Annotated in this window: 15 protein-coding genes and 3 tRNA genes; 10 read left to right on the plus strand and 8 right to left on the minus strand. The window is 69.7% G+C overall.

Annotated elements, in window-relative coordinates:
- The first annotated feature begins 77 nt into the window (after window positions 1-77).
- Window positions 78-1,268, plus strand: a complete 1,191-nt coding sequence (gene lhgO / locus MK786_RS08465; protein WP_241111790.1) for an L-2-hydroxyglutarate oxidase — start codon at window positions 78-80, stop codon at window positions 1,266-1,268.
- A gap of 112 nt (window positions 1,269-1,380) precedes the next feature.
- Entirely contained in the window at window positions 1,381-3,255 is a 1,875-nt protein-coding gene (locus MK786_RS08470; protein WP_241111791.1) for a glycosyltransferase, read from the plus strand.
- A 9-nt stretch (window positions 3,256-3,264) separates the two neighbouring features.
- Here MK786_RS08470 and MK786_RS08475 read toward each other — a convergent pair whose 3' ends face one another.
- Window positions 3,265-4,410, minus strand: a complete 1,146-nt coding sequence (locus MK786_RS08475) for a glycosyltransferase family 4 protein (protein ID WP_241111792.1) — start codon at window positions 4,408-4,410, stop codon at window positions 3,265-3,267.
- 404 nt (window positions 4,411-4,814) lie between these two features.
- Between MK786_RS08475 and MK786_RS08480 the strand changes: the two genes are divergently transcribed.
- Window positions 4,815-6,272, plus strand: coding sequence for a sugar transferase (locus MK786_RS08480; RefSeq protein ID WP_241111793.1), 1,458 nt, complete (start codon window positions 4,815-4,817; stop codon window positions 6,270-6,272).
- A gap of 7 nt (window positions 6,273-6,279) precedes the next feature.
- On the opposite strand, the gene MK786_RS16440 is transcribed toward MK786_RS08480, so the two are convergent.
- On the minus strand, window positions 6,280-7,398 hold the full coding sequence (locus tag MK786_RS16440) for a glycosyltransferase (RefSeq protein WP_241111794.1): 1,119 nt from the start codon (window positions 7,396-7,398) through the stop codon (window positions 6,280-6,282).
- Window positions 7,395-8,411 (minus strand): glycosyltransferase family 4 protein, encoded by a 1,017-nt coding sequence (locus MK786_RS08490; RefSeq protein ID WP_241111795.1) that lies wholly within the window; start codon window positions 8,409-8,411, stop codon window positions 7,395-7,397. Before MK786_RS08490 ends, MK786_RS16440 begins: the two co-directional genes overlap by 4 nt.
- Before the next feature lie 77 nt (window positions 8,412-8,488).
- Between MK786_RS08490 and MK786_RS08495 the strand changes: the two genes are divergently transcribed.
- Both MK786_RS08495 and MK786_RS08500 read left to right on the plus strand, forming a co-directional pair.
- A complete protein-coding gene (locus MK786_RS08495) occupies window positions 8,489-8,848 on the plus strand; it encodes a hypothetical protein (protein ID WP_241111796.1) in 360 nt (119 codons plus the stop codon).
- Between the two features lie 33 nt (window positions 8,849-8,881).
- On the plus strand, window positions 8,882-9,388 hold the full coding sequence (locus tag MK786_RS08500; protein WP_241111797.1) for a glycine cleavage system protein R: 507 nt from the start codon (window positions 8,882-8,884) through the stop codon (window positions 9,386-9,388).
- A 154-nt stretch (window positions 9,389-9,542) separates the two neighbouring features.
- Here the strand turns inward: MK786_RS08500 and MK786_RS08505 are convergent, their stop codons facing one another.
- The gene (locus MK786_RS08505; protein WP_241111798.1) at window positions 9,543-11,243 is read right to left on the minus strand and encodes a hypothetical protein; all 1,701 of its coding nucleotides are present in this window, start codon (window positions 11,241-11,243) and stop codon (window positions 9,543-9,545) included.
- A gap of 342 nt (window positions 11,244-11,585) precedes the next feature.
- On the opposite strand from MK786_RS08505, the gene MK786_RS08510 reads away from it, so the two are divergent.
- Complete coding sequence (locus MK786_RS08510; protein WP_241111799.1) at window positions 11,586-12,251, plus strand: DUF305 domain-containing protein; 666 nt, start codon at window positions 11,586-11,588, stop codon at window positions 12,249-12,251.
- Between the two features lie 380 nt (window positions 12,252-12,631).
- Here MK786_RS08510 and MK786_RS08515 read toward each other — a convergent pair.
- The 3 genes from MK786_RS08515 to MK786_RS08525 all read right to left on the minus strand — a co-directional run bounded on the left by MK786_RS08515 (window position 12,632) and on the right by MK786_RS08525 (window position 12,956).
- A tRNA-Phe gene (locus MK786_RS08515) sits at window positions 12,632-12,704 on the minus strand.
- Between the two features lie 76 nt (window positions 12,705-12,780).
- A tRNA-Asp gene (locus tag MK786_RS08520) sits at window positions 12,781-12,854 on the minus strand.
- A 29-nt stretch (window positions 12,855-12,883) separates the two neighbouring features.
- Window positions 12,884-12,956, minus strand: a tRNA-Glu gene (locus tag MK786_RS08525).
- Window positions 12,957-13,175: 219 nt separating this feature from the next.
- Between MK786_RS08525 and MK786_RS08530 the strand changes: the two genes are divergently transcribed.
- The gene (locus MK786_RS08530; protein WP_241111800.1) at window positions 13,176-14,534 is read left to right on the plus strand and encodes a peptidoglycan DD-metalloendopeptidase family protein; all 1,359 of its coding nucleotides are present in this window, start codon (window positions 13,176-13,178) and stop codon (window positions 14,532-14,534) included.
- A gap of 186 nt (window positions 14,535-14,720) precedes the next feature.
- On the opposite strand, the gene ppa is transcribed toward MK786_RS08530, so the two are convergent.
- Window positions 14,721-15,254, minus strand: coding sequence for an inorganic diphosphatase (gene ppa / locus MK786_RS08535; RefSeq protein WP_241111801.1), 534 nt, complete (start codon window positions 15,252-15,254; stop codon window positions 14,721-14,723).
- Window positions 15,255-15,459: 205 nt separating this feature from the next.
- On the opposite strand from ppa, the gene tilS reads away from it, so the two are divergent.
- From tilS to ftsH, 3 genes are all read left to right on the plus strand, one after another.
- Window positions 15,460-16,464, plus strand: a complete 1,005-nt coding sequence (gene tilS, locus MK786_RS08540; RefSeq protein ID WP_241111802.1) for a tRNA lysidine(34) synthetase TilS — start codon at window positions 15,460-15,462, stop codon at window positions 16,462-16,464.
- 9 nt (window positions 16,465-16,473) lie between these two features.
- Window positions 16,474-17,025, plus strand: a complete 552-nt coding sequence (gene hpt / locus MK786_RS08545; protein WP_241111803.1) for a hypoxanthine phosphoribosyltransferase — start codon at window positions 16,474-16,476, stop codon at window positions 17,023-17,025.
- A gap of 183 nt (window positions 17,026-17,208) precedes the next feature.
- Window positions 17,209-19,215 (plus strand): ATP-dependent zinc metalloprotease FtsH, encoded by a 2,007-nt coding sequence (gene ftsH, locus MK786_RS08550; protein WP_241111804.1) that lies wholly within the window; start codon window positions 17,209-17,211, stop codon window positions 19,213-19,215.
- Window position 19,216 lies beyond the last annotated feature (1 nt).

The following is a 19,216-nucleotide window of genomic DNA, read 5'->3' on the forward strand; positions in this document are numbered from 1 at the left end:
CGCTAGGCTGACAGGGGAAGGGCGCGGGCCCGTGTCCGTCGAGGCGGGAATCCGGCGAGGATGAGGGAGTTCGACCGGTGACAGAGCGCGTCGGTGTCGTCGGGGGCGGCATCGTGGGGATCGCGCTCGCGCGACTGCTCGCCGGCCGCGGCAGCGAGGTGACGGTCTTCGAGAAGGAGTCCCGGCTGGCCCAGCACCAGACAGGACGGAACTCAGGCGTCGTCCACGCCGGGCTCTACTACAAGCCCGGATCGCTGAAGGCGATGCTGTGCGCTGCGGGCAGGGTGCAGCTCCGCGAATTCTGCGAGGAGAAGGGCTTGCCGTTCCGGGAGGTGGGCAAGCTCGTCGTTGCCGTCGACGAGTCCGAGCTCCACGCGCTCGCCGAGATCGAGCGGCGCTCCATCGAGAACGGGGTCCCCGACCTTGCGCGTATCGACGACCCCGCAGGCCTTCGCGAGATCGAGCCCCACGTCGCCGGCATAGCGGCCGTACACTCGCCGCGCACGGCTGCCGTCGATTACTCGGCGATCACCGAGGCGATGGCCCAGGACGTGCGCGCGGCGGGCGGACGCATCCTCCTCGCGCATGAGGTGACCGCGATGACCTCCGAGAACGGGCGGGTCCGCGTGGTCACCGCGGCGACCGAGGACCGATTCGAGCGGGTCGTGGTGTGTGCGGGGCTCCACTCGGATGTCGTTGCGCGCTTCGTCGGCGCCGATGCCGCCCCCAAGATCCTGCCGATGCGGGGCGAGTACTGGGACATGACACCCGAGAGCGCCAAGCTCGTGCGGGGCATGATCTACCCCGTGCCGGATCCGCGCTTCCCGTTCCTCGGCGTCCACTTCACCCGAGGCGTCTACGACGGCGTGCACGTCGGACCCAACGCGGTGCCGGCGCTGGCCCGCGAGGGATACGGATGGCTGCGAATCTCGCCGAAGGACACCTGGGAGTCCCTCCGCTGGCCGGGTGCCCTGCCGCTCGTCCGTCAGCACTGGCGCATGGGCGTCGATGAGATCTCCGCATCGCTGCTCAAAGCGCTCTACTACCGGAAGGCCCGCCGCTTCGTTCCGGAGCTGAAGATGTCGGACCTCTCGCGTCGCGCCCCCGCCGGAGTCCGTGCACAGGCATGGGGCCGCGACGGAAGCCTGCTGGACGACTTCGCCGTCGACCAGGTCGGCGCCGTCACCGTGCTGCGCAACGCTCCTTCGCCGGCGGCGACCTCCTCGATGGCGATCGCGGAGTACGTCGCCGAGAAGTACCTGTCGTGATCGTCATGGCTAGAGTCGGACCGGGAGGGGCTGGATGAGGGTGCTGCGCGTCGCTCATCACGCTGTCGTGTCGGCGTGGCGGGATCGAGAACGAAGCCTGCGAGAGCGGGGCATGGACGTGCGACTGGTCTCGGCCGAGCGCTGGAACGAGGGCGGGCGGACCGTCGCGCTCGCGGCGGACGGCGACTCGTTCGTGGTCGGCGCCCGCACGATCGGCACCCACCCGAACGCCTTCCTCTACGACCCCCGTCCGATCTGGCGGCTGCTGCGCGGACGACCCGACCTGATCGACCTGCATGAGGAGCCCTTCTCGCTCGCCGCGGCCGAGGTGCTGCTGCTGCGCCGGATTCTGCGGCTGAAGGCCCCGTACGTGCTGTACTCGGCCCAGAACATCGAGAAGCGCTACCCGATCCCGTTTCGGTGGTTCGAATCGGCCGCGCTCCGCGGCGCGGCAGGTGCCTACGTGTGCAATCGGGAGGCGGGCGAGATCCTTCGACGCAAAGGTCTTCGCGGGCCGGCCGAGCTCATCCCCCTCGGTGTCGGCACCGAGCGCTTCAGCCCGGCCGACACGTCCTCACCGCGACCCGCGCCCGTCATCGGGTACATCGGCCGGGTCGAGCCGTACAAGGGCGTCGCGCACCTGCTCGAGGCTGCGGCATCCCGTCCTCACTGGCGCATCGAGATCAGCGGGGACGGCAGCCAGCGCGCCGAGCTCGTGGCGCTCGCCGCCCGCCTCGGCATCTCGGACCGCGTCACGTTCCTCGGGTTCGCACAGGGCGCCGAGCTCGCCGACCGCTATCGGCGGCTCGATGCGATCGCCGTGCCGTCGATTCCCTGGCCGGGGTGGCTCGAGCAGTTCTGCCGGGTCGCGGTCGAGGCGATGGCCTCTGGAGTGCCGGTCGTCGCCAGCCGCTCCGGTGCGATCCCCGATGTCGTCGCCGACGCGGGCGTGCTGGTCGAGGCGGGTGACCCCGAGGCGCTCGCCGCCGGACTCGACGAAGCGCTCGAGCCGTCCCGGTGGTCGGGCTTGCGCGAGCGGGGCCTCGCCCGCGCGACAGAGTTCACGTGGCAACGGGTCGCCGAGCAGCACGCCGCCCTGTATCGGAGCGTCGCCCCTCGTCGCGATGCCGGCGCCGGGCGTCCGCCGCAGGTCGTCGCGATCGCCTACGGCGATCCCGATCTGCTCGAGGGCGCCCTCGAAGGCATCGGCGCCGGCTTCGGCGTGACGATCGTCGACAACTCCTCCGCCGCCGAGACCAGAGCGCTCGCCGAGCGCCGCGGCGCGGTGTACATCGACCCGGGCGCGAATCTCGGGTTCGGCGCCGGGGTGAACGTCGCGCTCAGGTCTCTCGCCGATCGCGGGCTCGCATCCGACGACGTCCTTCTGCTCAATCCCGACGCGCGCATCTCGGCGGAGGGCATCTCCGCGATGCACGCGGCCCTCCAAGCCACGCCCTCGCTCGCGGCGGTGGGCGCAACCCAGACTGAGCCGTCCAGCGGCGAGACCGTGCGAGTGTGGTGGCCGTTCCCCAGCCCGCTCCGGGCGTGGATCGACGCGCTCGGCCTCGGACGGTTCGACAGGGCCAAGGGATTCGCGATCGGGTCGGTGCTGCTGCTGCGGGCCGAGGCGATCGCGCAGATCGGCCTGTTCGACGAGCAGTTCTTCCTCTACGCCGAGGAGGTCGACTGGCAGAAGCGGGCGCGCGACGCGGGGTGGAACATCGCTGTGGCGCCGGTGACCGCGACGCACGTGGGCGCGGGGACGGGCGGAGACGGCACCCGTCGCGAGGCACTGTTCTTCGCGAGCAACGAGAAGTACCAGCGCAAGCACTTCGGAGCCCTGGGCTGGCAGGTGTTCCGCGCGGGCGTCATCACAGGGGCGACCGTGCGCGCGTGGGTCGGGCGAGGCGCCCACCGCGAGGCCGCCCGACGCCGCCGCGCGATCTTCGTCGAGGGTCCGGTCGCGTACGCCGACCGCATCGGCTGATCCGTCCGGTCAGGCGGCGGATCGGGTGCGAAGCTTCTCCTCGGCGACCTCGGCGTACACGTCGAGCGTGCGCTGCGCCACCGCTTCCCACGAGGTGTAGGCCGAGGCATCCGCTCGCGCTTCTTCGCCCATGCGCCGGCGCAGGTCGCGGTCGGCGACGAGCGGTGCGACGGCCGCGGCGATCGATGCCCCGTCGCGCTCGATCAGGGCGCCGTTGCGCCCGTTCTCGATCATCTCCTCGGCGACCCCGAGCGGGGTGGCGACGACGGGGAGGCCCGCTGCCGCCGCCTCGAGCATGACCAGGCCGAACGCCTCGTAGATCGTCGGGAACACGAAGACATCGCCCGCCTGGAAGTACTCCTCGACGACCGGCGAGTGCCCCGTGAAGACGATCCGGTCGCCCACGCCCAGCGCGGCAGCCTGGGCACGGAACGGCCGGGGGTCGTCGCCGCCGACCACGAGCAGGCGCGCGGCCGGCGGCAGGAGCGGCAGCGCGTCGATGACCGCTGCCAGTCCCTTACGGCGGAATTCCTTGCCGACGAACAGCAGCACCACTTCGTCGTCGCCGTAGCCGTGGCGAGCGCGCACCTTCGCACGGATCGCGGGGGCGTCGGCCGGCTGGAAGCGCCGCACGTCGACGGCGTTCGGGATCACGGTGATGCGTCCGGGGTCGGCGCCGTAGTACTGGGTCAGCTCCCGGGCGACGCTCGGCGACACCGCGATCGCGCGACGGAACCGGCCGGGGCGGTAGTTGCGCTGCTCGACCTGCAGCACCGCGTGATGGAAGGGGTTGGCGATGGCGCGCAGCGCCTCACCGTTGCGGAACTTCATCTCCCACCACGCCCGGTGGCAGCTGTGCGCGGTGATGACGTCCTGCACCCGGGTCGCGCAGCCGCCCTGGTTGTGGACGATGTCGACGTCGAGGGCGCGGATGCTTCGGCTCGCCGCAGCCGAGTAGGTGACAGGGAGGGCGAACCCGGGCGAGGGTGCCATCGGCACTCGGTGCCACCGCAGCGGGGGCTGGGGAAGAGGGTCGATCTTCGCCGACACCAGGGTCAGATCGATGCGGTCCGCCATGCGGAGCGCCAGCTCATAGGACGCGCGCTCGATGCCCCCCTCGTTGTTGAAGGCATAGGACGACATCGCGACGCGCATCAACTCATGCTAGCCAGGCGCGCGCAGGGCAACGGTGGTCGCAGTGACCCTCGATTCTGCGGATCGCGCCCGTCGGTGGCGAATCCTGCAGAAATCGTGAGATAACTCTCACACTCCTGGGCCGGATGCCGATAGAGTGCGCTATGTATCTTCTGCTGGCGATCCTCCTCTTGGGAAGGTGAGGATCTGACAGCACTTCCAGCAGGAGTGCTTGGCTCGCGGTGTGGGATCGCGGGTGACTGGGGATAGTACGTGCGGCCGGGGGGTCGCGCGGCTTTTTGTGCCCACCTGGGGAGGGCCACGTCGTGACGACCGCTTTCGAGCGTCAGCTGTTGGGGACACGCCGTCCTTTGGCGACGCCGTCCGTGCAGATTTCTGCGCCGCCCGCGCAGACCACCGCAAGAGTGTCCGCCGCCGTCGCGCCGACGTCGAACGCGACCCTGGAGAACAGGCACCGCTGGGAGCGCGCCTACCGCCGGCGCCTGCGCCTCGCCGACACCGCGGTCGTGATCGGTTCGACGGGTGTCGCGGCGTGGATCCAGATCGCCGCCATCGCCCAGGTCGACCTGACCGACGCCCCCTGGCAGTACGGGCGCGTCTTCGTCCTGACCGCCGCCGTCTGGCTGCTCTTCCTGGCCCTCTTCCAGACGCGTTCACCGCGCGTGATCGGTCAGGGCATCGAATATCGACGCGTCCTGCACGCCACCGGCATGGCGTTCGGTGTCGCGGCCATCGCCTTCGTCATCATGCAGTCCCAGGGAATCCGCACGCAGCTGCTCATCGCGCTGCCCCTCGGCACTGCCGCAATCCTCGCCACCCGCTGGACTTCCCGCCGCTGGCTTCAGCGCCAGCGGGTGGCGGGCCACTTCGTCTCGCGCGCATTGGTCGTCGGCAACCGCTACGACGTCGAGTACGTCATCGACAGCCTGCAGACCGACGGCCTTCACGCCTACAAGGTCGTGGGCGTCATCCTCGATCAGCCGCACACCGAGATCATGGTCGACGGGCAGCGTTACGTCTCGGTCGGTTCGATCGACGACGTCGCGACTCACGCCGCTTCGCTCGGTGCCGACTCCGTCATCCTGGCGAGCATCCCCGAAGGCGACCGCGGGTACATCAAGCGCCTGACCTGGCAGCTGGAGGGGGCCGCAGCCGAACTGTCGCTCTCCAGCCCGCTCGTGGATGTCGCAGGACCGCGGATGTCCCTTCGCCCCGTCGAAGGACTGCCGCTGATCCAGGTCGAGATCCCGACGTTCGAAGGTGGCCGCCACCTCGCCAAGAGGGCGTTCGACATCGCCGTCGCCTCGATCGCGCTCGTGTTCGTCGCCATCGTGACTCCGTTCGTGGCACTGGCCATCAAGCTCGAGAGCAAGGGGCCGGTCTTCTTCGTCCAGCCGCGCGTCGGTCGTGACGGCGAGACCTTCCCGATGCTGAAGTTCCGCTCCATGCATGTCGACGCCGAGAACATGCTCCACACCGTGTCGGAGCTCAATGAGGGCTCCGGCCCGCTGTTCAAGATGAAGCGCGACCCGCGGGTCACCCGCGTCGGCACATTCCTGCGGAAGTTCTCCATCGACGAGCTTCCTCAGTTCGCGAACGTCCTGCTAGGGGACATGAGCATCGTCGGACCGCGCCCCCCGCTGCCGCGCGAGACGAGCCTGTACGAGAACGACACCTACCGCCGGCTGTACATCCGGCCCGGCATCACCGGACCGTGGCAGATCAGCGGACGTTCCCACCTGTCGTGGGAGGAGAGCGTTCGCCTGGACCTGCGCTACGTCGAGAACTGGTCGGTCACCGGTGACATGCTGATCCTGCTCAAGACCGTCGGGACGGTGTTCAAGGCCGAAGGCGCGTACTGACTCGGCCTCAGCGGCTCCAGAGCGGTTCGAGCAGCTCCGCGTAGGCCACGACCCGGTCCTCCCAGTCGGGCACACCCGAGACGAGGGCGGTCGGCCGGTGCTCGCCGAGCGCGGTGATCACCGCGCCGGGGAATCCGCCGGCTGACGCGATCGTGAGGGTCTCCGCGCTGAGCGATCGGAATCCGGCGACTGGGGTGCTGATGATCGGTCGCCCCACGGCGAGGTATTCGTACAGCTTGATCGGGTCGAGGCTGTCGGTGAAGCCGGTGACCACGTGCGGCACGATCAGCGCGGCGGCGTGCTGCAGGTAGGAGGGCACCGCCTCGAAGGGGCGCGGGCCGAGCATCGCCACCGCCGGATGGGCGGCCAACCGCGAGGAGTTCGCTTCCGAGAGGGCGCAGGGTCCGATGAGCACGACGGATCCGCCGACGGATGCCGCGGCATCCGCTGTCTGAATCACGAGGTCGACGTCGAGGCGGTCCTCATGCTGGGTCCCGACGTAGAGAGCCGAGCGCGCCGGAAGATCGTCGGGGCGCGGCGTGGGCTCACGGTAGCGGACGACGTCGACGGCGTTCGGGATGAGCACGACCTCCCGTCGGGACTGCCGAGTGTCGCGAAGTCCTTCGGAGCAGACCACGACGGCGGCGCTCCGCTCCATCAGCAGGTCCTCGTTCCGCGCGATGCGCCGCAGCTCCCGGGCGGGGCGGTCCGCTGCCAGCCAGTCGTCCGTCATGTCGTACACGGTCGGCCAGCCGGTCGCGGCGGACAGTCCCGCCCAACCCGGATCGTTGATCCAGAGCACCGGAGCACGCATCCCCAGACGGCGTGCGGTGCGGAGCACGCTCCGTCGCAGGAGGGCGTCGGCGAGGGGCCCCGCCACGCGGGGGAGAAGCTTGTCAGGCTGGAGGAGATGCAGTCGCCCCGCGTGGCGATCGGAGAGGCGAAGGCCGCGGCCGGGCTGGACTCCGCGACCGGAGAGCGCCGAGTGGAGCAGGTCGTTCGACGGCTCGACGAACAGCACGCGCAGCGACGGGTCGGCGCGCAGCAGGCCGTCGATCAGGTACTGATTGCGACGCCACACGTCGTCCCAGGCTTCGAGCGAGAGGACGACGAGGTCCCGGGTCACGCGAGCAGCCGATCGTAGACGGCTTGGACTCCCGCGATCTGGGCCTCGATGGTGAAGCGCTCACGCTGCAGGCGCTGCAGTGCGGCGCCGGAGGTGAGGCGCAGCTCAGGGTCGGCGACCAGCCGGTCCAGGAGCTGCGCGGCGGCCAGCGCGTCACCGGGTGGGTAGAGCAGGTCGGGCTGGGCCACGCCCACGGATTCGAGATGCCCGCCGCCGGCAGCGGCCACCACGGGGGTGGCGTGCGCCATCGACTCGAGAACGAGGATTCCCAGTCCCTCTCGTGGTGTGGGGGCGATCACCACGGCTGCGCGACTGAGGAGGTCGGGGATGTCCGTCCGGTGGCCCAGGAACTCGACGGAGTCGGCGACTCCGCGTTCGTGGGTGAGGGCGTGGAGGCGATCCCACTCGGAGCCATCCCCTGCGATGCGCAGCATCCACCCGGCTGCGGGGCCATCGGACAGCGCCCACGCTTCGATGACTTCAGACGTGTGCTTCTCGGGTTCGAGTCGTTGCGCGGCGAGCACGAACGGCGCACGCTCCGTCGAGCTGGGCTGATCCTCGACGCCGGAGTAGACGACCTGTGCGGGGCGCTCGACGTGTTCGGCGACGAAACGCGAGATGGCGATCTCCGCATCGAGCGATCTGCCGATCGGAGCGAACGCCGCGCGCGCCAACGTTCCGGTCCCACGAGACCCCGCGAAGTGGCGGGTGCTCACGTGGCGTGTGCTCTTGCGACCGCGTCGGCCGATCCAGCCGACGAGATCGGCTTGCGACATATGCGTGTGCAGCACGTCCATGTGACCGGTGGCCCGCAGGGACCTCAGAGCTTGGCGCATGTCGTCGCCGGGGAGCCATGCCACGCCCGTGCCCTCGAGAGCCGGCACCATGTGGCTCCGGCTTCCGCCGACGACCGTCACATCCGCTCCTCGGTTCGCAAGCCCTGCGGCCACGGTGACGATGTATCGCTCCACGCCCGCGAAGCCCGTCGAGCACACGACGTGGACTACTCGCACCAGCACCTCCTCGCCCCGCTCGTCCTGTGCAGTCTACGAGGCCGGTGTCGCGCTCACCCGCTGCTAGGCTCGCGGCCGTGCTGCCGACCTCCTGGATCGAACACCGCCGGCCCGACGGCGAGGTGCTGGGGTGGATGGCTGCCGATGGCGAGCGCTTCCGGGTTTTCGACCTGCTGGGCCGCGAGCGGACGGCTGAGCCCGTCGAGTGGCTCGAGGCCGAGGAGCTGCTCGAGGCGCTGGGCATCGGCTATCTCGCCGACCGCTGGACGCTCCGCCTGCACGACGGCACCGAGCGCCCGGTGCGCATCTCGGAGGCGAGCGCCCGCGGCATCACCGTCGTGGGCGACGAGTTCGGCGCGGCATCCGCTGTCGGCGCCGACCTCGACCGGTTCCGACTTCCCTTCCCCGCGCCGGACGAGCTGCAGCCGCGGGCCTGACCCCGCAGCGGGGTGGTCGCTACGCTGTCGCCCATGACAACTCTCGTGCTCACCGTGGTCGGCAGCGACCGTTCCGGGATCGTCGCCGCGGTCGCCGACGCCGTCGCCGCGCACGGCGGCAACTGGGAGAACAGTCAGCTGGCCGAGCTCGCCGGGGCGTTCGCGGGCATCGTCGAGGTGTCCGTCTCCGCCGAGAACGCCGATGCCCTGCGCGCCGCGCTCGCAGGGCTGGACGGTCTCCACACCGTCGCGGTGCAGGCGGGGACGGATGCTTCGCCCCCGCCGCACCAGGATCTTGTGCTGCACGTGCTGGGCAACGACCACCCGGGCATCGTGCGCGAGCTGTCGTCGGCGCTGAGCGCCCATGGGGTGAGCATCGACCGGATGACCACCGAGACGCGCGATGCGGCGATGGCGGGCGGGAGGCTGTTCGAGGCCACCGTCGTCGCCGCCGCCCCGGCCGATGTGGACATCGCGGCCGTGGCCGCCGAGATCGAGCGGCTCGCGGCCGAGATCCAGGTCGACGTCACCCTCGACTGAGCCGGGACGGTCGCGCGAACGGCCGCCTGGCCCACCGGCGCCGAGGGCGGCGGCGTGATCACCGGCGCCGGGGGTGCGGAACGAAGAGGGGCCCGGCGGTCCGAAGACCGCCGAGCCCCGTGGGAGGCCGGCGCGCGCCGGCCTCCCGGGTCGATCAGCTGAAGGTGCCGGCCAGTGCGACGAGCGCGGCCTCGACCTCCGAGCCCGGGACGCCGGCCTTGCGGACGGCGTTGTCGAACTGCGCCTTGACGGCACGAGGGTTCGCCGGTCCCGCGGCGAGCTTCTCGGCCTGGTCGACGTGCTTGCGCACCTCGGTCAGAGCCTTGCCGCTCAGGCTGCCGTCGCGCTCGGCCTGGTCGATGTACGAGCGCACCACAGCGAAGCTGGGGGCGTGGCCGTACTTCGGCTGTGCCTGGGCGTTGAACTCGGCGAGCTGGTACTCGCCGGCGGCGGTGATCTCGTTGGCGCTCAGGAACTCGCTCGGCTGGAGTGCGAGGCTGTCGAAGCCGCGGCCGATCTCGTTGCCGTAGACGTTGCCGTTGTACCAGTACGTCGACCAGTAGCCGCCGGTGACCAGGCTGGTCGCGCTGTTCGGACCGCGGTCGAAGAACGCGATCTCGACCGGGTTGGCGCTGTCGGTGAAGTCGAACACCGAGAGGCCGCCCTGGTACCAGGCCTGCACCATGATGTCGCGGCCGGGCACCGGGATCAGCGAGCCGTTGTGGGCGACGCAGTTCTCCTGTGCCGTCTGCGGCGCGGGCATCTTGTAGTAGCTGCGGAACTCGAGCTTGCCGTCGACGATGTCGAAGATCGCGTTGGCGCCCCAGTTCAGCGGGTCGGTCGCACGGCAACGCGCACCGCTGCCGCCGCCCCACTCGTCGGTGAAGACGACCTTGGTGCCGTCGTTGTTGAACGTGGCCGAGTGCCAGTACGCGAATCGCGGGTCCGTCACGGCGTCGATGCGTACCGGGTTCGCCGCGTCGCTGATGTCGATCAGGATGCCGTTGCCCTCACAGGCGCCGGCGGCCAGACCGATCTCGGGGTATGCCGTGATGTCGTGGCACGCGTCGGTGGCCGACGTGCTCTGCAGGCCTTCGCCGTGGCTGCCGCCCGGCCAGAGACCCGCGGGGCTTCCGGTCTCGGCATCCGTGAACAGGCGAGCCTTGTTGATGACCGCTGCGTCCTCCGGAGCGGCGAGCGGCACCTTGATGACCTCGACGAGGAAGCGCGAGCCCAGAATCGGATTACCCTGCGCGTCGAGCTGCGACTCCACGGTGTTGCCGTTGACGTTGGAGCAGCCGCCCTCGACCGCCGTGGTGGTCGTACGCGTGCCTCCGGTGCCCGAGACGTAAACGTAGACGTTCTCGGAATCGGAGGGGTCTTCGACGACCGTGTGGGTGTGCGAGCCGCGGCACGTCTGGACCGCGGCGACCTGCACCGGGTTCAGGATGTCGCTGATGTCGAACACGCGCACCCCGCGGAAGTTCTGCGGGTCGGTAGCGCCGACGCTCGTGGTGCCGCAGTCGAGGCGGCCGGGTGCCGATTCGACCGACATGAACAGCAGGTCGCCGTAGACCGAGACGTCACCCTGGCCACCGGGACACACGAAGGTGCCGGCGAGCTCGGGCGCCGCGGGATCGCTGACGTCGTAGATCTGGAAGCCGTAGTAGTTGCCGGCGATGGCGTAGTCGCCGGTGAAGGCGAGGTCGGAGTTCGTCGTGAACGGCGCGGTCTTCTGCTGCGCCGACAGGAGAGCGATGTTGCTCGCCGCCTGTCCTGCGTCGTGAAGCCCCGCACTCAGGCCCACGCGGGGGTCGGTCTCGGGTGTGTCGGCGCTGGCGGCGGTCGCGCTCATCATCGAGAATCCGAGCGTAAGCGCGCCGACGGCGGCGAGCGCTCGGGTTCTCCAGTGCGAGCCCTGGAGTGATCGTTTCGTCATGCGGGTAAGGCCCTCCCAAATCAGCATTGCGTCATCGATATGTCAGTTTGTTGCTCAGGCCGAGGTGCATTTCGCACCATTCGAGAAAGGCGCCGATTGCACTTCGCGTACTGCATGGATATGGAGTTATATGAATGGAACGTATCGGCGAAAAGCGCGTTACCGCTACCGAAATCGTTAACTTTTCGTTTCGAACGCTCCCGCTGGCGTTGTCTCGACCGCATGATGGAGCCACGCCCCCGATGAGAGGTCTCCCATATGACGCCGCCGATCCGGCTCGCATCACTCGGAATCGCCGCGCTCCTGATCGCCGGTCTGACGGCCTGCACCGCCGAGCCCGAAGGCGCCGCCCCGCTCCCCACGACCCCGGTCGTGCAGCTCGGCGGGCCGGGTGAGCCGAACCGGACGCTGTCGCCCGACGAGGCCGCCGCGCTGACCAGTCCGTCCTACGGCGAGGACGACGTGCTGTTCGTGCGCGACATGCTCCACCACCACTCCCAGGCCATCGAGATGACCGGCTTCGTGGTGGACCGCAGCGATGACGAAGACGTCCGGCTCCTCGCCGAACGGATGGACATCAGCCAGACCGACGAGATGGCCGTGCTGGAGAAGTGGCTGCAGGAGCGGGGTGAGCCGGTGCGGGATCCGGATGCATCGCACGCGCACTCCGCGGACTCGATGCCCGGTCTGCTCACGGACGCCGAGATCGCTCAGCTCGAGAGCGCCGAAGGCGAGGAGTTCGACATCCTCTTCCTGACCTTCATGATCAAGCACCATCAAGGCGCGATCCAGATGGTCCAGGAGCTCTACGCCGCAGGCGGCGGCCAGGAACCCGAGATCGACACGTTCGCCCGCCACGTCGAGGCCGACCAGGGCATCGAAATCGCACGCATGCAGGGAATGCTCGCGGAGCGCGAGGGCTGACGCTCAGCGGAAAGACAACGGCCTCCGGAGGAATTCCTCCGGAGGCCGTCCGCATCGCTGTGCGGAAAATCCCGTGGCTGCGAGGACCACGCCTCCCCCTTGGCACCGCGAATTCCCGGGCCGGCTCCCCAGAAGCCATCTCCCCAGATTGCCCGGGATTCGCAGTGGTTTGAATCTACCCTGTCCCCCATATGGGGGACACGCTGATCGAGCGATCTTCAGCAATTCCTGAGGTTCGGGATCGCGGCTCTCGCCGGGGCGATCGCGCGGGCCTTGTCCGGTTCGGCCGGAGACCGCGGCTCTCGCGCAGAGAAAGACGAAACCCCCGCGATGTAGAAGCTACGCGGGGGTTCCTGGGGCGACTGTAACGATCACCCTTGTGGCTCCGACCGGCATCGATCCGGTGACCTTTCGATTTTCAGTCGAACGCTCTACCAACTGAGCTACAGAGCCGCACGGTGGTATCTCATTCAAGACCTGCCGCGTCCTAGACGAAAGGCCCTCTCGAAAAAGGGCCCGTCGCTCGGAGCGACCCTGACGGGACTTGAACCCGCGACCTCCGCCGTGACAGGGCGGCACGCTAACCAACTGCGCTACAGGGCCATGCTTGTTAAGTTGTGTGTTCCGGGATGTGACCCCAACGGGATTCGAACCCGTGCTACCGCCGTGAAAGGGCGGCGTCCTAGGCCGCTAAACGATGGGGCCGGGTGAACCCGAGGGGCTCACGCTTACCGAGGGTCAAGCATACGCAATGGATCTCGATTGCGCCAATCGAGCGCGTGTCACCCTTGTGTGCGGCGGTCTCCCGGATGACACTGAGCGGGTGGTGCTCCTCCCGCGCATGGAGGGCGTTCCGCCGAACCGGTTGCGCATGTGACTGATGTTGCTAATGTGAATCACGACGATGTCACGAAGGGGGATCGGGTGGAGACCGACGACGCCCTCGATGAGTGTGGCTGCGCCCCGTCGCCGCGTGAGCGCCGACTGCTCTGGCCGGCCGTGAGTCGCCGTGGCGCCCTCGGCCTCGGAGCCATCGCCGTCGCGACGCTCGGCGCGATCGGCGGTCCGCTCGTCGCCCCGGCATTCGCCGCCTCGTACCCCTCGTGGGACGACGTGCAACGCGCCAAGGCGAACCAGGCGGCCAAGGCCGCCGAGGTCACCAAGATCAAGAACCTCATCCAGGCGCTCGCCGACGATGTCGCATCGAAGCGGGCGATCGCCGAGGCCGCCGCCGACGAGTTCTACGTCGCGCAGCAGGAGTACTTCGATGCGGCGCATCGTGCCGAGCAGCTGCAGTCCCAAGCCGACGAGCAAGCCCAGCTGGCACTGGATGCCGCGAACAAGGCCGGCCGCGTCGCCGCCCAGCTCTACCGCAACGGCGGAGACGACACCTCCCTCGAGCTCTTCTTCTCGGGATCGGCGGCCTCCGCCGACGATCTGCTCGCGCGGCTTGGCACCATGGACAAGCTCATCGAGCGCAACCAGGCCGTGTACGCCGACGCGATCACCGCGCGCGACTCGGCGCAGAGCCTCAGTGACCAGGCAGAGGTGCAGCGCGCCGAGCGCGACCGCCTGCAGCAGGTCGCCGAGCAGAAGATGGTCGCGTCCCAGCGCGCGGCCGACGAGGCCCAGGCGGCGCTCGACGAGCAGAACGCCCGCCGCGATCAGCTGGAGGCGCAGCTCGCCGCCCTCCAGGACACGACCGCCCGGACGGTCGCGCAGTACCAGGCCGGCGTCCGCGCCGCGGAGGAGGCGCGGCGCAAGGCCGCCGAAGAGGCGGCGCGCCGTGCCCGCGAGGAAGCCGACCGCCTGAACCAGGGCGGCGGAGGCGGCGGTGGCGGAGGCGGCGGTGGCGCAGTGGTCGGGTCCGGCTGGGCGCGGCCCTCGTCCGGCTGGCGCAGCTCCGGCTACGGGCCGCGCACCGTCCAGTGCGGGAGCGGCTACTGCTCCAGCGGCTTCCACTACGGCGTCGACCTCGCCGCCGGCTGCGGCGCGGGAATCTACGCCGCGCACGCCGGCACGGTCGACTATGCGGGCTACAACGGCGGATACGGCAACTACATCCGCATCAATCACGGCGGCGGCATCGGCACCGGCTACGGTCACATCAGGCCCGGCGGCATCTTCGTGCGCTCCGGCCAGTGGGTCAACGCCGGCCAGCTCATCGCGAGCGAGGGCAACACCGGCAATTCGTTCGGCTGCCACCTGCACTTCGAGACCTACGTGAACGGGTACCCGGTCAACCCGATCAACTTCATGCGCGACCGCGGCGTCTCGGTCTGACCCTCCCGCGGGGCGTGTCCGGCGAGGCGGTCGCCTGCACGGTCGAGGCTGCGGCCGTGCATCCGCTCACCTGTCGCGAATCGCTGCGACTGCCGGCGTGTTGCGACAGGTGAGCCACGACCACGACGCCCTGTGACGACGAAGAGCGGATGCCGCGACGGCATCCGCTCTCCTCGTGGATCGTCGTCAGAGCGTGCTCGGTGCGACGCCCTCACCCTGGGTGCGGGTCTCGCCCTCGTGCGCCTTGAAGCGGTCGAAGGCCTCGCTGACGAGGCGCTCCGCCTCAGCGGCATCCGCCCACTCGTCGACCTTGACCCACTTGTTGGGCTCGAGGTCCTTGTAGTGCTCGAAGAAGTGCGCGATCTCCTTCTGGAGGTACTCGGAGATGTCGCCGACGTCCTGGATGTGCGCCCACCGCGGGTCCTTGGCGAGCACCGCGACGACCTTGTCGTCGCCGCCGGCCTCGTCGCTCATCTTCAGCACGCCGACCGGGCGGACGCTCGCGAGGATGCCGGGCGAGAGCTCGACGTCGAGGATGACCAGCACATCGAGCGGGTCGCCGTCCTCGCCGAGGGTGTTCTCGAAGAAGCCGTAGTTCGTGGGGTACCCCATCGGCGTGTACAGGATGCGGTCGAGGAAGACCCGGCCGGTGCCGTGGTCGACCTCGTACTTCACGCGGCTGCCCCGCGGGATCTCGATGACGGCGTCGTACGCGCCCATGATGGTGCTCCTTCGGAAGAGACGGTGGGATGCCGCGACAAGCCTAGTCGCGGCCGCTTGCGGCGCCGCTCCGCACCGTTCTCGGGACTCACGGCGGCGAGGCGGGCGGTCGGCCCCGTGATCGTGCGGCGGCGCCGGCCGCGTCCATCGCGCCGGTCCTGAGTCTGGTACGACGCGGCCCGGGCACGCTGGGTACGGTGGGCGAGTGGAACAGCATCGTCCCGGCCTCGACCCGGCGGTCGCCGCCGTACGGCTCGCGGTGCGCCGCGCGCTGACCGGCCTCGAGCCGGGCTCGGCCGTCGTCGTCGCGCTCTCGGGCGGCGCCGACTCGCTCGCGCTCGTCGCGGCCACGGCGTTCGAGGCGCCGAAGCTGGGGCTCCGGACGGTCGCGGTGACGGTCGACCACGGACTTCAGGACGGGTCAGCGGATGCCGCGTCCGCCGCAGCGGCAGCGGCCGAGGCCCTCGGACTCGAGGCCCGCGTCGTGCGCGTCGAGGTCGCCGGGGAGGGCGGCCCCGAGGCGGCGGCGCGGGACGCGCGGTACCGGGCGCTCCGCGACGCGGCGCGCGAGGTCGGCGCCGCGGCGGTGCTCGTCGGTCATACGCTCGACGACCAGGCCGAGACCGTGCTGCTCGGCCTCGCCCGCGGTTCCGGCGGGGGCAGCCTGCAGGGCATGCCGGCGGCCGGGACCTTCGACGGACTCGTGCTGCTGCGGCCGCTGCTCGAGGTGCGACGCGCGGCGACGCGGGCGGCATGCGCGGCCGAAGGTCTCGAGCCGTGGGAGGACCCGCACAACGCCGACGCGAGGTTCGCGCGGGTGCGCGTGCGCGAGACGGTGCTGCCGGTGCTCGAGGCAGAGCTCGGTCCGGGCATCGCGGAAGCGCTCGCGCGCACTGCGGCCCAGCTGCGCGAGGATGCCGAGGCGTTCGACGAGATGATCGACGAGACGATCGAAGACATCGTCGAGCACGCCGAGGCGGGCATCTCGGTCTCCGTCGCCGCGCTCGCCGCGAATCCCGCCGCGCTGCGGGGGCGGATCATCCGCCACGTCGTGGCGAGCGAGTTCCACGAGAGCCTCACCCGCGGCCAGACGCTCGAGGTGGCGCGGCTGGTGACGGACTGGTCCGGCCAGGGGCCGATCGATCTGCCCGGATGCCGCGCCCGCCGCGTCGGCGGACGGATCGAGTTCACGGCCCGGGGCGACGCCTAGACTCTGAGCATGCGCGCGGCCGACATCCAGAGCGAACTGACCGAGATCCTCGTCACCGAGGAGCAGATCCGAGAGAAGCTCCAGGAGATCGCGGCCCGTGTCGCCGAGGACTACGCCGGCAAGGACCTGCTGCTGGTCGGCGTGCTCAAGGGCGCGGTCATGGTGATGGCGGACTTCTCGCGCTACCTGCCGTCCTCGGTGCCGATGGATTGGATGGCGGTCTCGTCGTACGGCGCCGGAACGAAGTCGAGCGGGGTGGTGCAGATCCGCAAGGACCTCGACACCGACCTGCACGACAAGCACGTGCTGATCGTCGAGGACATCATCGACTCCGGTCTGACCCTCAGCTGGCTGCTCGAGAACTTCGAATCGCGCGGCGCCGCCTCGATCGAGGTCTTCGCGCTGCTGCGCAAACCCGAGGCAGCGAAGGTTCAGGTCGACTGCAAGTACGTCGGCTTCGACATCCCGAACGAGTTCGTCATCGGGTACGGACTGGACTACGCCGAGAAGTACCGCAACCTGCGCGATGTCGCGGTGCTCGCCCCGCACGTCTACTCCTGACCCTGCGCGTCGCTCTCGCCGACACGGGCACACCCGGGAGCGGTCGCCGGAGCCTTACGCCGTCGGCGAATGCACAGTCAGCGCCTAGGAACCCCGCGATACCCTGATCCCACCGCTTCGCGCGCCATTCTGTAGACGCGCAGCCGGTTCGCAGACGAAAGGGATCGGGCGCGCGCCCGCACCATGGACTTCAAGAAGATCACCCGCAATCCGCTGTTCTATGTGCTGCTGATCGGCGTCTTCCTCATTGTGGGGTTCTCGCTCATCTCCAGCCTGAACGGCGCGAAGCAGATCTCCACGCAGGAGGGCCTCGAGCTGCTCGGCGGCAGCACCGTGACCGAGGTCGTGAACACCGACGGTGATCAGCGCGTCGACATGAAGCTCTCCGACGAGTACGAGGGCGCGAGCGACGTGCAGTTCTACTACGTCTCGGCGCGTGCGGACGAGGTCGTCAGCGCCATCAACGAGGCCGACCCGAAGGACGGCTTCAACGACGCCGTCCCGCGCGCGACCTGGTTCGACGGGTTCCTCTCGCTGCTGCTCCCGATCCTCCTCCTGGGCCTGCTGTTCTGGTTCCTGCTGTCGAGCGCGCAGGGCGGCGGCAGCAAGGTCATGCAGTTCGGCAAGTCGCGCGCGAAGCTCGTGACGAAGGAGATGCCGCAGGTCACGTTCGGCGATGTCGCCGGCGCCGACGAGGCGATCGAGGAGCTCGAGGAGATCAAGGACTTCCTCAAGGATCCGGCCAAGTTCCAGGCGGTCGGCGCGCGCATCCCGAAGGGCGTGCTGCTGTACGGCCCTCCCGGAACCGGAAAGACCCTGCTGGCCCGCGCCGTCGCGGGCGAGGCGGGCGTGCCGTTCTACTCGATCTCGGGTTCGGACTTCGTCGAGATGTTCGTCGGCGTCGGCGCCAGCCGCGTGCGCGACCTCTTCAACCAGGCGAAGGAGACCTCTCCCGCGATCATCTTCATCGACGAGATCGACGCCGTGGGTCGCCACCGCGGCGCCGGCATGGGCGGCGGTCACGACGAGCGCGAGCAGACGCTCAACCAGATGCTCGTCGAGATGGACGGCTTCGACCCCAAGGCGAACGTCATCGTGATCGCGGCGACGAACCGTCCCGACATCCTCGACCCCGCCCTCCTGCGTCCGGGGCGCTTCGACCGTCAGATCGGCGTGGACGCGCCCGACCTCAAGGGCCGCCAGCGCATCCTCGAGGTGCACGGCCGCGGCAAGCCGCTCGCCGACGGCGTCGACCTCGAGGTCGTCGCGCGCAAGACGCCGGGCTTCACCGGCGCCGACCTGGCGAACGTCCTCAACGAGGCCGCGCTGCTCACCGCCCGCTCGAACGCGCAGCTGATCGACAACCGCGCGCTCGACGAGGCCATCGACCGCGTGATCGCCGGGCCGCAGCGCCGCACCCGCGTGATGAGGGACAAGGAGAAGCTCATCACCGCGTACCACGAGGGCGGCCACGCCCTCGTCGCGGCGGCGATGAACCACAGCGACCCCGTCACCAAGATCACGATCCTCCCGCGCGGCAAGGCGCTGGGCTACACGATGGTGATGCCCCTCGACGACAAGTACTCCGTGACCCGCAACGAGCTGCAGGACCAGCTCGCGTGGGCGATGGGCGGCCGCGTCGCCGAGGAGATCATCTTCCACGACCCCACCACCGGTGCCTCGAACGACATCGAGAAGGCGACGAACATCGCCCGCAAGATGGTCACCGAGTACGGCATGACGGCCGACGTCGGCCCCGTCAAGCTGGGTCAGTCCTCCGGCGAGGTGTTCATGGGCCGCGACATGGGCCACGGCCGCGACTTCTCGGAGCGCGTCGCCGAGCGCGTCGACACCCAGGTGCGCGGGCTCATCGAGCAGGCGCACAACGAGGCCTACCAGGTGCTCAACGAGAACCGGGAGGTCCTCGACCGGCTCGCGCTCGCGCTGCTCGAGAAGGAGACCCTCGACCACCTCGAGATCGCCGAGATCTTCAGCGACGTCAAGCGGCTCCCGCCGCGCCCGCAATGGCTGTCGAGCGAGCAGCGTCCGGTGTCGGTGCTCCCGCCCGTCGAGGTGCCCGCCCGCCCGCAGCCGGTCGGCGCCGCCGCCCAGACCGAGGCGGAGCAGCCCTCGGCCGAGAAGGCCGCCAAGCGTCGCCCGACCGGTCAGGCTCGTCCCGCGACCGCATAGG

Origin of the sequence: Microbacterium sp. CFH 31415 (assembly GCF_022538185.1) — a bacterium.
Classification (GTDB): domain Bacteria; phylum Actinomycetota; class Actinomycetes; order Actinomycetales; family Microbacteriaceae; genus Microbacterium.

Coding starts and splice junctions, on each gene's coding strand:
- MK786_RS08475 (WP_241111792.1), bottom strand. CDS start 4,410: ATGCGCGTCGCGATGTCGTCCTATGCCTTCAACAACGAGGGGGGCATC.
- ppa (WP_241111801.1), bottom strand. CDS start 15,254: ATGGGCGCGTACGACGCCGTCATCGAGATCCCGCGGGGCAGCCGCGTG.
- MK786_RS08500 (WP_241111797.1), top strand. CDS start 8,882: ATGACAACTCTCGTGCTCACCGTGGTCGGCAGCGACCGTTCCGGGATC.
- MK786_RS08510 (WP_241111799.1), top strand. CDS start 11,586: ATGACGCCGCCGATCCGGCTCGCATCACTCGGAATCGCCGCGCTCCTG.
- ftsH (WP_241111804.1), top strand. CDS start 17,209: ATGGACTTCAAGAAGATCACCCGCAATCCGCTGTTCTATGTGCTGCTG.
- MK786_RS08505 (WP_241111798.1), bottom strand. CDS start 11,243: ATGAGCGCGACCGCCGCCAGCGCCGACACACCCGAGACCGACCCCCGC.
- hpt (WP_241111803.1), top strand. CDS start 16,474: ATGCGCGCGGCCGACATCCAGAGCGAACTGACCGAGATCCTCGTCACC.
- MK786_RS08470 (WP_241111791.1), top strand. CDS start 1,381: ATGGACGTGCGACTGGTCTCGGCCGAGCGCTGGAACGAGGGCGGGCGG.